This is a genomic window from Komagataeibacter rhaeticus (assembly GCF_011611525.1).
In the GTDB taxonomy this organism is placed as follows: domain Bacteria; phylum Pseudomonadota; class Alphaproteobacteria; order Acetobacterales; family Acetobacteraceae; genus Komagataeibacter; species Komagataeibacter rhaeticus.
In genome coordinates, this window is the sequence record NZ_CP050139.1 from 2,876,327 (window position 1) to 2,891,305 (window position 14,979).

General features: G+C 64.0%; 14 protein-coding genes. 4 read left to right on the forward strand and 10 right to left on the reverse strand.

Going from position 1 to position 14,979, the window contains the following annotated elements; all coding sequences use genetic code 11:
• The first annotated feature begins 57 nt into the window (after positions 1-57).
• Complete coding sequence (locus GWK63_RS13095; protein ID WP_039998657.1) at positions 58-1,083, forward strand: NAD(P)/FAD-dependent oxidoreductase; 1,026 nt, start codon at positions 58-60, stop codon at positions 1,081-1,083.
• Between the two features lie 96 nt (positions 1,084-1,179).
• Positions 1,180-2,445: a D-amino acid dehydrogenase gene (locus tag GWK63_RS13100; RefSeq protein WP_039998691.1), complete on the forward strand. Its 1,266-nt coding sequence runs from the start codon at positions 1,180-1,182 to the stop codon at positions 2,443-2,445.
• Positions 2,446-2,559: 114 nt separating this feature from the next.
• Here GWK63_RS13100 and GWK63_RS13105 read toward each other — a convergent pair whose 3' ends face one another.
• From GWK63_RS13105 to GWK63_RS13115, 3 genes are all read right to left on the reverse strand, one after another.
• Complete coding sequence (locus GWK63_RS13105) at positions 2,560-2,829, reverse strand: hypothetical protein (RefSeq protein WP_034929648.1); 270 nt, start codon at positions 2,827-2,829, stop codon at positions 2,560-2,562.
• Positions 2,830-3,052: 223 nt separating this feature from the next.
• Positions 3,053-4,876, reverse strand: coding sequence for a translational GTPase TypA (gene typA, locus GWK63_RS13110; RefSeq protein WP_007397659.1), 1,824 nt, complete (start codon positions 4,874-4,876; stop codon positions 3,053-3,055).
• A gap of 188 nt (positions 4,877-5,064) precedes the next feature.
• Positions 5,065-6,075: an adenosine kinase gene (locus GWK63_RS13115; RefSeq protein WP_034929645.1), complete on the reverse strand. Its 1,011-nt coding sequence runs from the start codon at positions 6,073-6,075 to the stop codon at positions 5,065-5,067.
• A gap of 415 nt (positions 6,076-6,490) precedes the next feature.
• Between GWK63_RS13115 and GWK63_RS13120 the strand changes: the two genes are divergently transcribed.
• On the forward strand, positions 6,491-6,988 hold the full coding sequence (locus tag GWK63_RS13120) for a bactofilin family protein (protein WP_007397656.1): 498 nt from the start codon (positions 6,491-6,493) through the stop codon (positions 6,986-6,988).
• Positions 6,989-7,091: 103 nt separating this feature from the next.
• Here the strand turns inward: GWK63_RS13120 and GWK63_RS13125 are convergent, their stop codons facing one another.
• Together GWK63_RS13125 and rnd are read right to left on the reverse strand one after the other, a co-directional pair.
• Positions 7,092-7,706, reverse strand: a complete 615-nt coding sequence (locus GWK63_RS13125; protein WP_396415492.1) for a GcrA family cell cycle regulator — start codon at positions 7,704-7,706, stop codon at positions 7,092-7,094.
• Positions 7,707-7,853: 147 nt separating this feature from the next.
• On the reverse strand, positions 7,854-9,041 hold the full coding sequence (gene rnd / locus GWK63_RS13130) for a ribonuclease D (RefSeq protein ID WP_007397655.1): 1,188 nt from the start codon (positions 9,039-9,041) through the stop codon (positions 7,854-7,856).
• A gap of 138 nt (positions 9,042-9,179) precedes the next feature.
• On the opposite strand from rnd, the gene queF reads away from it, so the two are divergent.
• Complete coding sequence (gene queF / locus GWK63_RS13135) at positions 9,180-9,659, forward strand: preQ(1) synthase (RefSeq protein WP_039998655.1); 480 nt, start codon at positions 9,180-9,182, stop codon at positions 9,657-9,659.
• Positions 9,660-9,865: 206 nt separating this feature from the next.
• Here the strand turns inward: queF and atpC are convergent, their stop codons facing one another.
• The 5 genes from atpC to GWK63_RS13160 are packed head-to-tail and all read right to left on the reverse strand — an operon-like array spanning position 9,866 to position 14,864.
• Positions 9,866-10,291, reverse strand: a complete 426-nt coding sequence (atpC, locus tag GWK63_RS13140) for an ATP synthase F1 subunit epsilon (protein WP_007397651.1) — start codon at positions 10,289-10,291, stop codon at positions 9,866-9,868.
• 32 nt (positions 10,292-10,323) lie between these two features.
• The gene (atpD, locus tag GWK63_RS13145; protein ID WP_039998644.1) at positions 10,324-11,799 is read right to left on the reverse strand and encodes a F0F1 ATP synthase subunit beta; all 1,476 of its coding nucleotides are present in this window, start codon (positions 11,797-11,799) and stop codon (positions 10,324-10,326) included.
• Positions 11,800-11,831: 32 nt separating this feature from the next.
• Positions 11,832-12,713: a F0F1 ATP synthase subunit gamma gene (locus GWK63_RS13150; protein WP_007397649.1), complete on the reverse strand. Its 882-nt coding sequence runs from the start codon at positions 12,711-12,713 to the stop codon at positions 11,832-11,834.
• 16 nt (positions 12,714-12,729) lie between these two features.
• Positions 12,730-14,268, reverse strand: coding sequence for a F0F1 ATP synthase subunit alpha (gene atpA, locus GWK63_RS13155; RefSeq protein WP_166498157.1), 1,539 nt, complete (start codon positions 14,266-14,268; stop codon positions 12,730-12,732).
• A complete protein-coding gene (locus tag GWK63_RS13160) occupies positions 14,268-14,864 on the reverse strand; it encodes a F0F1 ATP synthase subunit delta (protein ID WP_039998643.1) in 597 nt (198 codons plus the stop codon). The genes atpA and GWK63_RS13160 overlap by 1 nt, the downstream gene beginning before the upstream one ends.
• Positions 14,865-14,979: the final 115 nt, after the last annotated feature.

The following is a 14,979-nucleotide window of genomic DNA, read 5'->3' on the forward strand; positions in this document are numbered from 1 at the left end:
AAACCGCAGCTGACAGGTGCCTTTGACCCGATGGATCGCAGGATGACAGAGCCGGACATGACCACCCTTTCCCCCACCCACAGCGTGGACGTTGCCATTATCGGCGCAGGCCCCGCCGGGCTGTTTGCCGCGTTTGAATGCGGCATGCTCAAGCTGCGCTGCGTCCTGATCGACGCACTCGATGCCATTGGCGGCCAGTGCACGGCGCTGTACCCCGAAAAGCCGATCTATGACATTCCCGCCCACCCCGCCATTGAAGGCGGCGCCCTGATCGACGCACTCGACCGCCAGATCGCCCCCTTTGACGTGCCCCGCCTGCTGGGCCGCCGGGTGCAGACGCTGGAGGGCACGCGCGGCCATTTCCGCCTGGGCACCAGCGCGGGGGACATCATCCACGCACATGCGGTCATCATCGCGGCGGGCGCGGGCGCATTCGGCCCCAACCGCCCCCCGCTGGAGGGGCTGGAAGCGTTCGAGCGCAGCGGGGGCGTGCAGTATTTCGTCCGCCGCCGCGCCGACTTCGCGGATCGTGACGTGCTGATCGCCGGTGGCGGCGACTCGGCGGTGGACTGGGCGCTGTCCCTGCGTACGGTCGCACGCAGCGTCAGGCTGGTGCACCGGCGCGACCGCTTCCGCGCCGCCCCCGAAAGCCTGCGCCAGCTTGACGAGGCCGTGGCGGCGGGCGAGATCGAGAAGATCATCGGCTACCAGCTGCATGGGCTGCAGGGTACGGACGGGCAGCTTGCCGGCGTGGATCTGGCTACACTGGATGGCACGGTGCGCCATGTCGCCTGTGACCACCTGCTGCCCTTTTTCGGGCTGGCGACCGATCTTGGCCCCATCGCGCAATGGGGGCTGGACACGGTGCGCGGCACCATTCCCGTCACGCCCTCAAGCTGCGAAAGCAGCCTGCCCGGCATCTTCGCCGTGGGTGATGTCGCGGCCTATCCAGGCAAGCTCAAGCTGATCCTGCAGGGCTTTACCGAGGGGGCGATGGCCGCGCACGCCATCCACCCCATCGTGCACCCCGATACCGCGCTGCATTTTGAATATTCAACCAGCAAGGGCATGCCCGGCGCCTGAGGACCGGCCCCGCTTCTGTCATAACACGGGTGGTTGACCATTGCGGCCACATGGCGCATCCCCCGGAGTGTTGATGACGGAAGTAAGGATGAAACTGTGAAGGTTATCGTTCTGGGCGCGGGCGTGGTGGGGGTGACCGCCGCATGGTACCTGGCAAAGGAAGGCCACGAGGTCACGGTCGTGGACCGCCAGCCCGCCGCGGCGTTTGAAACGTCCTTTGCCAATGCGGGCCAGATCTCGCCGGGGTTTTCCGCGCCATGGGCCGAGCCCGCGCTGCCGTTCAAGGTGCTGCGGTGGATGACCGGCCGCCACGCGCCCATCACCATCCGCCCGCGCCTCGACTTCGCCATGCTGCGCTGGATCGGGCAGCTGCTGGCCAACTGCAACGCGCATGATTACGGGATCAACAAGTCCCGCATGCTGCGCATCGCGCAGTACAGCCGCGACTGCCTTGATACGCTGCGCCGGGAGACGGGCATCACCTATGATGATGAACAGCGCGGCCTGATCCAGCTGTTCCGCACGCAGGCGCAGCTTGATGCCGCCAGCCGTGACATGGCGCTGCTGGATCAGGCAGGCATTGCCCATGAACTGCTGGACCGCAATGACATTGCCCGGCACGAACCCGGCCTTGCGGCAAAGCGGCATCTGTTCAGCGGCGGCCTGCGCCTGCCCGGTGACGAGTCGGGGGACTGTCACATGTTCACCCAGCGCCTGGCCCAGAAGGCGGAAGAGGAACTGGGCGTCACCTTCCATTACGAGACAGCAGTCGAAGCCCTTGATGCCGCCGCCACCGAAATCCTGGGTGTGCGCACATCGCGGGGGCGGCTGACGGCCGATGCCTATGTCGTGTCCATGGGCAGCTATTCGCCGCTGCTGCTGCGGCCGCTGGGGCTTGCGCTGCCGGTCTATCCCACCAAGGGCTATTCCCTGACGCTGCCGGTCACCGATGCCGCGTGTGCCCCGCTTTCCACCGTCAATGACGCGACATACAAGGTGTCCGTCACCCGGCTGGGGGATCGTATCCGCATTGGCGGCACGGCGGAACTGACCGGCTACAACCTGCGCCTGAGCCGCGACCGGCGGGAACTGCTGGAAATGTCATTTTCCGAACTGTTTGGCGGCAGCGGCGACCTGTCTCAGGCCGCGTACTGGACCGGGCTGCGCCCGAGCACGCCCGACGGCACGCCGGTCATCGGGCCGACGGGGCGGTTTTCCAACCTGTGGCTCAATACCGGGCATGGCACGCTGGGCTGGACCATGGCCTGCGGGTCAGGCCGCGTCCTGGCGGACCGGATAAGCAACAGGCGCACCGAAATTCCCTGCCTGGACCTGTCACTGGACCGCTATGCCGGGCGCTGACGCCCCAGCCCCCGAAGGGGGCGGCCCATAATAAAAAAGCCCGGCACGAACCGGGCTTTTTTACTGGCGGCCATAACCGGCCCCCACAGGGGGCCGGTCACGACACGGCAATGATTACTGCGCGGCCGGAGCGGCAGGCGCTTCAGTCGTTGCGGCGTCCTTCTTCGCACCGTGATGACGGCCACCGTGGTGGTGGCTGCCGCTGTGGTGCTTCTTCGCACCGGCTTCGGCGGCATCGGCGCCGGCAGCGGCGTCAGGCGCATGTTCCGGAGCGGAAACGGCCGGGGTGGTGGGTTCAGCCGTCTGCGCCATGACGGGGGCGGCAACGCCCATGACGGCAACAGCGGACATGGCTGCGAGAAAACGACGGGGGGAAACGATCATATAAAAATACTCCACAGACCGGGACTTCTCATCCCAATATGTCTATCAGGGGGCGAATCGCCAGACCCGAACCGACCCCCATGCTGTAACATGCCGCAGGAGGGTCGTCTCGAATTAAAATTTCTAAATTTATGGAAAGCATCATCTACTTGCCGCAAGGGGACCACAATCTCAAGAACTGAAACATTACTAAAGATTGCAGCCCCTCCCTCAGGGCAGGGAATCAGTCAACCGTGCCCGAACGTTCGCGCTTCTTGCGCTCGTGCGGGTCAAGGTAGCGCTTGCGGATGCGCACGGCAGAGGGCGTGACCTCAACCAGTTCATCATCCTCGATATAGGCGATGGCCTGTTCCAGGTTCATCTTGCGCGGCGGGATCAGCAGCAGGGCCTCGTCCTTGCCGGCGGCACGGATGTTGGTCAGCTTCTTTTCACGGATCGGGTTTACTTCCAGATCATTCTCACGCGAATGCTCGCCAATGATCATGCCCACGTAAACCTTCTCGCCCGCATCGACGAACAGCGTGCCACGGTCCTGCAGCGAGAACAGCGAATACTGCGTGGTCGCGCCATCTTCGGACGAGATCAGCGAGCCATTGCGACGCCCCGCGATCGGACCGACATAGGGCTGGTAGCCCGAGAACAGGCGGTTCATGATGCCCGAGCCACGCGTATCGGTCAGGAATTCACCATGATAGCCGATCAGCCCGCGTGAGGGGATCTGGAACGTCAGGCGTACCTTGCCGCCACCCGAAGGCTGCATGTCCTGCATGATGCCCTTGCGCAGCGCCATCTTTTCAACCACGACGCCCGAATACGGCTCGTCCACGTCAATCAGGACTTCCTCGAACGGCTCCTCGCGCTCGCCGGTTTCCTCATTCGTGCGGAACAGCACGCGCGGGCGGCCGATGGTCAGTTCGAAGCCTTCGCGGCGCATCTGCTCGATCAGCACGCCAAGCTGGAGTTCACCACGGCCCGCCACCTCGAACGCCTCGCTCTCGGGGCTTTCGGACACGCGGATGGCGATGTTGCCTTCGGTTTCCTTGAACAGACGGTCACGGATCTGGCGCGAGGTGACCTTCTTGCCCTCACGGCCACCCAGCGGACCGTCATTGAGGCGGAAGGTCATGGACAGCGTCGGCGGGTCAACCGGGGTGGAGGGCAGCGGTTCCCTGACTTCAAGGGCTGCGATCGTCTCGGGGATCGTCGCTTCCGACAGACCGGCCACGGCCACGATGTCACCGGCCTCGACTTCCTCGACCGGCACGCGGTCCAGCCCACGGAAGGACAGCAGCTTGGTCAGGCGCCCGGTTTCCACAACCGAGCCATCGGGGCGCAGCACATGCACCGGCATGTTCATTTTCGCCGTGCCCTGCTCAACGCGCCCGGTCAGCACGCGGCCAAGGAAGTTGTCGTTCTCCAAGATGGTGGCGACCATCGCGAACGGCGCGTCCTTGTTGACCTTCGGCGGCGGCACATGGCGCAGGATCAGGTCGAACAGCGGGGAGAGGTCCTTGCGCGGCCCGTCAATCTCCAGGTCCGCCCAGCCCTGGCGACCCGAGGCGTACAGCATCGGGAAGTCAAGCTGCTCGTCATTCGCGCCAAGGGCCGCGAACAGGTCGAAGATCTCGTTATGCACCTCATCGGGGCGGGCATCGCCACGGTCGATCTTGTTCACGACCACGATCGGCTTCAGGCCGCGCGCCAGCGCCTTGCCCACCACGAACTTGGTCTGCGGCAGGGCGCCTTCGGCGGAATCGACCAGCACAACCGCGCCATCGACCATGCTCAGGATACGCTCGACCTCACCACCGAAATCGGCATGGCCCGGGGTGTCGATGATGTTGATGCGGGTATCCTTCCACACAACCGACGTACACTTGGCAAGGATGGTGATGCCACGCTCGCGCTCCAGGTCATTGCTGTCCATGGCGCGTTCGGCAACGTGCTGGTTGTCACGGAAGGAACCGGACTGTTTGAGAAGCTGGTCGACCAATGTGGTCTTGCCATGATCGACGTGTGCGATAATGGCGATATTGCGGATATCCATAACTGCTCTTGACCTGACTTTCCTTGGCGGATGCCATAAGGGGCGCAGCGGCACATTACGGGCGATACCCGTGCGTGCAGCGGCGGAATGGGTGGCTGCTGGGTGCGTAGATAACGGGGAAAGGCCGGGATTGCACGCGAAACTTCGCATGCACGCCCGTCACACCCGCACGATGGATGCGCGCGGGATCAGAAATCCATGTCCTGGCGCATGTTCATGAGCGGGCGCGCGCCGTAATGCGAAATCACTTCCGATGCGGCAACACTGCCCAGCCGCCCGCATTCGGCCAGCGTGCGGTCCGATGTCCACCCCGCCAGGAAACCGGCCGCATAGGCATCCCCCGCCCCGGTGGTATCCACCACCTGGGTGCGCACGCTGTCGATCACGATGCGCCTGCTGTCCTGTATGATCACGCTGCCCCGTTCGGACCGGGTCAGGACGGCGAAATGTGTCTCGGTAGAGACGCGGCGGGCCGCTTCCTCGAAATCATCGGTCTCGTACAGCGCGCAGATCTCGTCCTCGTTGGCGAACAGGATATCGACATGCCCGCGCACAAGGTCATGGAACGCCTTGCGGTGACGGTCCACGCAGAACCGGTCGGACAGGGAAAGGGCGACCTTGCGTCCCCCCTCATGCGCGATGCGTGCGGCGGTGCGGAAGGCTTCCTGCGCTTCCGGCGGGTCGAACAGGTAGCCTTCCATGTACAGCACCTTGGACGCGCGCACGACATCAGCCAGCACGTCGGCCGGGCTGAAGGTGACGCAGGCCCCCAGATAGGTGTTCATGGTACGCTGCCCGTCGGGGGTTACCAGAATGATGCAGCGCGCGGTGGGGCTGTGTTCACTGGCATCCCCCTGCAGCGGGGAGGAGGGAAAATACACGCCCGCCGCCTGCATGTCGGCGGCAAAGGCACGGCCCGGCGCGTCATCGGCCACCTTGCCCAGATAGGCCACCCGCGCGCCCATGTTGGATGCCACGACACAGGTATTGGCGGCCGAACCCCCGCCCATTTCCTTTTCCCGCGTCACCTGGTGATACAGCGCCTGGGCACGCGCGGCATCAATCAGTGTCATGCTGCCTGGCACCATGCCATTATCCTGCGGGAAGCCGGCCGCCACCGGCGCAAGGACATCAACAATCGCATTGCCCATGCCCAGCAGGTCAAAACGGCATTCCGCTGTCTGCCCCGAATTTTCCATATCCTGGCTCCTTGCCCAATCTTTCACGCAGGGATGGCGCCCGGACGCCATGAAATAACCCATTTGTTCCTACATGATGCGCCGCATCGCTATCATTGGCCGGTACGCGGCGCAACGCATGATATTTTTATGCACCGCCGTTCCCCTCAACGCCCTTGTCCGCCGGATCGGGGCAAGTATAACCGATGGAAGGGGGCTGCGGCCTGCAACCAGCCCGAAAGCGTATCTTCCAGTCCGGGGCATTCTGTGTTCCGATGCAGCATAACCAAGCGGGGTAATATTGTTTAAACGACGCAAGCCAGCAGCAACCCAGCCACCTGCTCCCACTCCGCCTCCCGCGCAGCAGCCGGGCCGTCCGGCTGCCGCCGGTGGCGCCTCCCCCTCCCCCATTCCTGCCAGCAAGGAAAACGCATCCATGGCCCGTCCCCCTTTCCCGCCCACGCCTTCCCCCGTTCCGGGTGGTGCCCCGCGCCCCGGCGCGCCCGCCGCCCCGGCAGCAGCGGCCAAGAAAGAAAATGACCGCCGCACACTGGTTGTGGGCCGGGGCATCAGCGTGCAGGGCACCATTCAGGATGCCGAGCGCCTGGTGGTGGAAGGAACGGTTGAATCCTCGCTGATCAACGCATCCGAACTGCAGATCGCGCAGGGCGGCGTGTTCAAGGGCGAAGTCGAGGTTGAGGACGCGGAACTGGCCGGCACCATCGATGGCACGCTGACGGTGCGCGGCAGCCTGACCATCCGCTCCACCGGGCGCCTGCTGGGCAAGGCCAAGTGCCGTCGCCTGAAGGTGGAAGATGGCGGCCAGGTCACCGGCCAGCTGGAAATGATCACCACCCCGGCGGCCCCTGCGGCCCCCGCGCCTGCCGCCCCCGCAGCGGCACAGCCCGCCGCCCCCCGTCCGGCCGCCGGCTGAACATCCGGTCCGCCCGGCCTGCCGGGCGGATGAAAAAAAACGCCAGTGGCCGCAAGGCCCTGGCGTTTTTTAATGACAATGGCCTGTTACGCGCGGCGGCGGGTCAGGCCACGTTATCGCGCCGGTCGCGCAGTTTGACATAGGCAAGCTGGGCATGTTCGGCACAATACGGCTTGCCCGGCAGCGGGGTCGCCCCACAGAAGTGGAAGCCCGGCGTACCGGGATCACCCAGCGGCCAGCAGCAGGACTGGCTGCTGCGGCGGCGCGGCTCGCTGACCGGGCGCAGGGCGGCGGCGGCGGCCCGCGTGGCACGGGCCGAAGGACGGGGGGCGCGCGGTTCGGGGGGTGTTTCTTCCTGCCGTGCGGCGGCCACGGGCGGCTCAGTTGCCGTCACATCGGGCCGGGGGGCCTCCGCTGTGGCAACGGGTGCTGCCGGTTCGGGCTGCGGCGGGGCAACCGCCGGGGCAGGCGCCACGTCCGCCTTTGGCGGGGCGGGCTGGACGGGGGGCGCCGTCACGGCGGCTTCGGCCCCGGGGGCTGGCGTTACGGTCCGCGCCGCCCGGCGGATGGGCGACGGACGCGGCTTGAGGCCAAGGCGATGCGCCTTGCCCACGACCGCGTTCTTGGTAACAGACAGTTGGCGGCCGATCTCGGCAGTCGACAGACCCTGCTGCCACAGATCACGCAGGCGCGCGATCGTCTCCTCGGTCCATTCCATCGCCATCGTTCAGCACTCCTTACGCGGAATGGGGGGAAATTAGGCGCATCGCCTGTCCGGCTCAACTCCCAATGTACAGAATCTTGTGGACAGTTCTGCGCATAACCTGTTTGCAACCCCGGTAAAACGCACCGGCATGGCGCGGGATCACGCGTGGATCAGCCTGACCTTGCCCCCTTCGACCCCCATGACCAGCCGCCCGGCCTTGAGTTCGCGCGCCAGCTTGCCGAACACTTCGTTGCGCCAGCCCTGGAATGCGGGAATATCCGCCGCGTCATCCAGCGCGAAACGGTCCAGATCTTCCGATGAGGCCACCAGTTTGGGCGCCACGCGATGTGTCTCGCAGCAGGCGGCCAGCAGCACCTTGAGCAGGGCAACCAGCGCGGGCGAGGGACGCTGCGCGTCCTTGGCCCGCCCCTTGGGCAGGCGCGGCAGGTCGGCGTCGGGTATGGTCAGGGCCTGGGCCACGGTTTCCAGCAGGGACTGACCACTGCGCCCCTCGGCAAAACCGCGCGAGACGCCACGGACACGGGCCAGTGCCTCGATGGAGGCGGGCATGGTCGCCGCGATTTCCATCAGGCTCTCATCCTTGAGCAGGCGCTGGCGGGGCACATTGATGCGCTGGGCCTCGCCTTCCCGCCAGGCCACGATGGCGCGCAGCACGCCCAGCATGCGGCGGTTGCTGGTGCGCGGGCGCATCTTTTCCCACAATGTCAGCGGATCGGGACGGAAGGTGGCGGGGTTGTTGAGCACATCCAGCTCGGCCGCAACCCAGTCCAGCCGGCCTTCCTTCTCCAGCTGGGCCAGCAGCTGGCCATAGACCTGGCGCAGATACGTGACATCCGCCGCCGCATACCCGATCTGGGCCGCGGAAAGCGGACGCACCGACCAGTCGGAAAAACGGTGCGACTTGTCAATCTGCACGCCCAGCAGCGACCAGACCAGATTGTCATAACCGACCTGATCACCATAGCCCGCCACCATGGCCGCGACCTGGGTATCGAACAGGGCCGCGGGCAGGCGGTCAAACAGGTGCAGGAAAATTTCCAGGTCCTGCCGCGCGGCATGAAAAACCTTGATCACGCCCGCGTCATCCAGCAGCCCCCCCAGGGAGGACAGGTCGATACCGGGCGCGGTCGTGTCGATCACCACCACATCATTTTCCCCCGCCAGCTGCACCAGACAGAGTTCGGGCCAGTACGTACGTTCACGCACGAATTCGGTATCGATCGTGACAAACGGCTCACGGCGCAGTCGCGCGGTTACAGCCTCAAGCTCCGCTGTGGTGGTCACCAGCACAGGGGCGGGAAATTCGGGTCGGGATACACGTGCCATATCGTGCAGTTATCATGCCTGCCCCCTGTTGCGAAAGCTGGGAAAACCGCATGCCGCCCCCCTGTATTTCCGTTGACGCCAGCCCCGTCCATCCTGCATGAGCCATGCATCCCTATTCCCGTGCCGATGGATCGCTTCATGAACAACCCGTCCCCCCCCGATGATGGCAGCCGGCTGCTGACCCAGCTTGGCCAGAACACCGCCCAGCCCGCCAGCCCGGAAGAGGCTGAACTGGAACGCGTGCCCGCCCCCGAGCGCGGACGGCACTATGTCGTCCGCTTTACCGCGCCGGAATTCACATCGCTCTGCCCGGTTACCGGCCAGCCGGATTTCGCGCATATCGTGATTGACTACATTCCGGATGAATGGATCGTGGAAAGCAAGTCGCTGAAGCTGTTCCTGACCAGCTTCCGCAATCATGGCGCGTTTCACGAAAAATGCTCGATGCAGATCGCGCTGACACTGGTTGACCTGCTCAGGCCGGTCTGGCTGCGGATAGGGGCCTATTGGTACCCCCGTGGCGGTATGCCGATCGACGTGTTCTGGCAGACCGGCACCCCGCCCGATGGCGTATGGATCCCATCGCAGGACGTGCCCGGCTATCGGGGGCGCGGCTGAGAGTTTGATCAAAAACGGTAAAATTTTATGGGTGCCGCCCTTTTTCAATAAAGGCGGCATTTCCTGAAGCTTCTTGGAAAGGGCCTCACCAGGAACGCCCTTATGATTTCAAGACCGACAAAAAAGAAAAAGCGCCCCGGACAGGGCGCTTTTTGCTTATCGGCCACCTGTGACCCCATGCCTTCGCAGGCATGAAGCACAGGGCTTCAGATGGACGAGATCGGCACGGCAGACTGTGCGGCTTCAATCTCGGCACGGGCAGACTGGATCTTGCCCATGAGGATATCCAGCGCGGGCACGTTCATCTTGTCCGCCGCCTCATAAGATTTTTCCAGACCTTCCAGCCGTGCTTCCGCATCGTCAACCGACAGGTCCTCGACCCGCAGCGCCCGGTCGGCAAGGATGGTGCAGTGGGTGGGCGCCATGTCGGCAAACCCGCCCGCCACGAAGAAGCGGTTCGTTACCGCCGCCCCTTCATAAACATCGACCACACCACCACGCAGCGTCAGCATGAGCGGCGCGTGGTCCGGCATGGCCGCGATATCGCCTTCCGTACCCGGCATGACGACCATATCGGCGTCATGCGAGAACATGACCTTCTCCGGACTGACAATCTTGACCTTAATGGACATGGTCTATCTTCCTTGCGTCAGTGGGTCGGGACTCAGGCCGATTCCTTCATTTTCTCGGCCTTGGCCACCGCTTCCTCGATCGCACCGACCATGTAGAAGGCGCCTTCGGGCAGGTCGTCATATTCACCCGCGACGATCGCCTTGAACGAACGCACGGTGTCTTCCAGCGAGACCAGCTTGCCCGGCGCGCCGGTGAACACTTCGGCCACATGGAACGGCTGCGACAGGAAGCGCTGGATGCGACGCGCACGCGCCACGATCAGCTTGTCATCTTCCGACAGTTCATCCATGCCCAGAATGGCAATGATGTCCTGCAGGGACTTGTAGGTCTGCAGGATGCGCTGCACGTCGCGCGCCACCTGATAGTGCTCGTCACCCACGATCTTGGGGTCCAGCGAGCGGGACGTGGAATCCAGCGGATCAACGGCGGGGTAGATGCCCATTTCCGCAATGGAACGGTTCAGCACCGTGGTCGCGTCAAGATGGGCGAAGGTTGCAGCCGGCGCAGGGTCGGTCAGGTCATCGGCCGGCACGTAAACGGCCTGCACCGAGGTGATCGAACCCTTCTTGGTGGAGGTGATGCGCTCCTGCAGGGCACCCATTTCCGTTGCCAGCGTGGGCTGGTAGCCCACGGCGGAGGGAATACGGCCCAGCAGGGCGGACACTTCGGCACCAGCCTGCGTGAAACGGAAGATGTTATCGACGAAGAACAGGACATCCTGTCCTTCAACGTCACGGAAATATTCCGCAACCGTCACACCGGACAGGGCAACGCGGGCACGCGCACCCGGCGGCTCGTTCATCTGGCCATAGACCAGCGCCACCTTGGAGCCTTCGGTCGATTCCCCATTGATCTTGATAACGCCCGCATCCTGCATTTCGTAATACAGGTCGTTACCTTCACGCGTACGTTCACCCACACCGGCGAAAACCGACACGCCGCCATGCGCCTTGGCGATGTTGTTGATCAGTTCCTGGATGATGACGGTCTTGCCCACACCGGCACCACCGAACAGACCGACCTTGCCACCCTTGAGGTACGGGCAGAGCAAATCGACCACCTTGATGCCCGTGGGCAGGATTTCGGTCGCGGCGGCCTGCTCGTCAAAGGCCGGGGCGGCACGGTGGATGGAGGAACGGCCAACGGCCTGCACCGGACCACGGTCGTCGATCGGCTCACCGATGACGTTAAGGATACGGCCCAGCGTGCCCGGGCCAACCGGCACGGTGATCTGGGTGCCGGTGGCGGTCACTTCCACGCCACGGCTCAGGCCATCGGTGGTATCCATGGCAATGCAGCGGACTTCATGTTCGCCGATTTCCTGCGCCACTTCCAGCACCAAGGTCTGGCCGTTGAGCTGGACATGCAGTGCTTCGAGGATATGCGGCAGCGTACCCTCGAACTGCACGTCAACAACGGCGCCGCGGACCTGCGTCACGCGACCAACGACATTGCTTTTCTGCGCCTGCGTGGAGACAGGAGCCTCTTGAGTTGTGGTTTCCGACATGGGACAGCTCCTGTGAGCGTGAAGATCGATCCTCAGACAGCCTGGGCGCCCGAGATGATCTCGATCAGTTCATTGGTAATATTGGTCTGACGCGTACGGTTGTACTTCAGTGTCAGCCCGTCGATGGCCTTGCCGGCATTGCGGGTCGCGTTGTCCATGGCCGTCATCCGCGCGCCGTTTTCGCCCGCCGCCGTCTCCAGCATGGTCGCATAGATCTGCACCTGCAGGTTACGCGGCAGCAGGCTGGTCAGGAGCGTGCCCTCATCCGGCTCGAATTCGTAAGCCGCGACATCCCCCGCATCGGCGTTGTCGTTTTCCGGCAGCGCCAGCGGCACGAGCTGCATTTCGGTGGGCGTCTGGGTCATGACGTTGCGGAACCGGTTGTAGACCAGCGTGCACACGTCGAATTCACCCTTTTCCAGCAGGGCCGTGATCTGCTCACCCAACTCCGTCGCGGCGGAAAAGGGGATTTCCTTGCCTGCGGCCAGATGACGGTGGTCGATGATCAGGTCGGAAAAGTCACGCGACAGGAATTCGTACGTCTTGCGCCCGACCGGCAGGATCTTGACGGTCTTGCCTTCGGCCTGGAGCTTGAGCACCAGGTTACGGGTCGTACGGTTGATATTGGAGTTGAATGCACCGGCCAGACCACGGTCGCTGGACATGGGGATGAGCAGATGCACCCTGTCCTGACCCGTTCCGGTCAGGAGTGCGGGCTGCCCGCCCTGCCCCGCCACGCTACGACCCACTTCGGCCAGCATGCGGCGCATTGCGTCGGCATATGGGCGTGCCGCCGCCGCGCGGGCTTCCGCCCGACGCAGCTTTGCCGCCGCGACCATTTTCATCGCGCTGGTGATCTTGCGCGTCGATTTGACGCTGCCGATCCGTGCGCGCAGTTCCTTCAGGGAAGCCATGGTTGCCCGATCTTCCTCAGTTGGCGAACTGACGGCCGAATGTCGTCAGGAAATCGTTCAGGCGGCTTTCGATATCCTTGGTCAGCTGACGCTGCGTGCGGATCGATTCCAGGATATCCTTGCCCGATGTGCGCACGTCATCCAGCAGGCGCTTTTCATAGGTCGTGACCTTGTCCACCGGAATGGCGTCAATATAGCCACGCGTGCCGGCAAACAGCACCACCACCTGTTCCTCGACCGAAAGCGGCGAGGTTTCGGGCTGCTTGAGCAGCTCGACCAGACGTGCGCCACGGGCCAGCTGCTTCTGGGTCGCCGGGTCCAGATCGGATGCGAACTGCGAGAACGCGGCCATTTCACGATACTGGGCCAGTTCCAGCTTGATCTTGCCCGCAACCTGCTTCATCGCCTTGATCTGGGCTGCCGAGCCCACACGGGACACGGAACCACCCACGTTCACGGCGGGGCGGATGCCACGGTAGAACAGGTCGGTTTCAAGGAAGACCTGACCATCGGTGATGGAGATCACGTTGGTCGGGATATAGGCGGAAACGTCACCGGCCTGGGTCTCGATCACCGGCAGGGCGGTCAGGGAACCCGCGCCGAACTTGTCGGACATCTTGGCGGCGCGTTCCAGCAGACGGGAATGCAGGTAGAACACGTCACCCGGATAGGCCTCACGTCCCGGCGGGCGGCGCAGCAGCAGCGACATCTGACGGTAGGCGACGGCCTGCTTGGACAGGTCATCATACACGATCAGGGCATGCATGCCGTTGTCGCGGAAGTATTCGCCCATGGAGCAGGCGGCATACGGCGCCAGGTACTGCATCGGCGCCGGATCGGACGCGGTGGCCGCCACGACGATGGAATATTCCATCGCGCCGGTTTCCTCCAGCGTGCGCACCAGCTGCGCCACGGTCGAGCGCTTCTGCCCGATCGCGACATAGATGCAGTACAGCGACTTGCTTTCATCACCCAGGGCATTGACGCTCTTCTGGTTGACGATGGTGTCGATCAGGATGGCGGTCTTGCCGGTCTGGCGGTCACCGATGATCAGTTCACGCTGGCCGCGCCCGATGGGCACGAGCGCGTCGATCGCCTTGATGCCGGTCGGCATCGGCTCGCTCACGGACTGGCGCGGCATGATGCCGGGCGCCTTGATTTCCGCGCGCTTGCTGATGACTTCACCCACCAGCGGGCCCTTGCCGTCGATCGGGTTGCCCAGACCGTCGACCACGCGGCCCAGCAGGGCCTTGCCGGTGGGCACTTCCACCACCTTGCCGGTGCGGGCGACGGTGTCGCCCTCGCGCATGGCGGTATCATCGCCGAAAATGACAACGCCAACGTTGTCATTCTCAAGGTTCAGCGCCATGCCTTTCTGGCCACTGGCGGGGAAGTCCAGCATTTCACCGGCTTCGACGTTCTGCAGGCCGTAGACACGCGCGATACCGTCACCAACGGACAGGATGGTGCCTGTCTCGGCAACGTCGGCCGCCTTGTCGAACGTAGCGATCTGCTGCTTGAGGATATCCGAAATCTCGGAGGGGCGGATTTCCATCACGCGGCTCCCTTCATGGCATGGTGCAGGCGGGTAAGGCGGGATCTGAGGCTGGCATCATACAGACGGGCGCCAATGCGCACGACCAGACCGCCCAGCAGGGCCGCGTCAACACGCTCCTGGATATTGACTTTGGAATAGCCGGCCTCGGTAAGGCGGCTGCGAAGCTGGACACGCTGCAGGTCGGTCAGGGGGTGGGCGGACACGACATCCGCCACGACTTCCCCCCGCCGCGCCGCAGCGATGGCCGCCAGCGCGGCAAGAATTTCACGCAGGCGCGGAAGGCGGCGGTTATCCGCCACCACGCCAACAAAATCACGCATAAGGGGGCTGAACCCTTCGGCAACCAGCACCGCGGCAACGCCACGGCGGCTGTCACGGATGTCAAGCGTCCGGTCCGTCAGCACGGTGCGCAGATCGGCACTGCCGTCAATCATCGCGGCAAGGCGAGAAGCCTCATCCAGAACTGGGTCAAGCTGCTGGCGTTCAGCCGCAAGCTCATAGAGCGCCGTCGCATAACGACCGGGAAGGCCATTGGCAATGGAGGCGATCGGTATTGAGGTCGTTCCACCCGAATCCACTGTCCGCTTTTCCAATCCAGAATCTTGATTCAAACACACGCCGCCTGCCCGGAAACCTCAGGCTCCCGTGCGCTGCTGGCGCGGCTCTAGCACGCAGCGCAGGCACACGCAACAGACCTGACGGCACCCC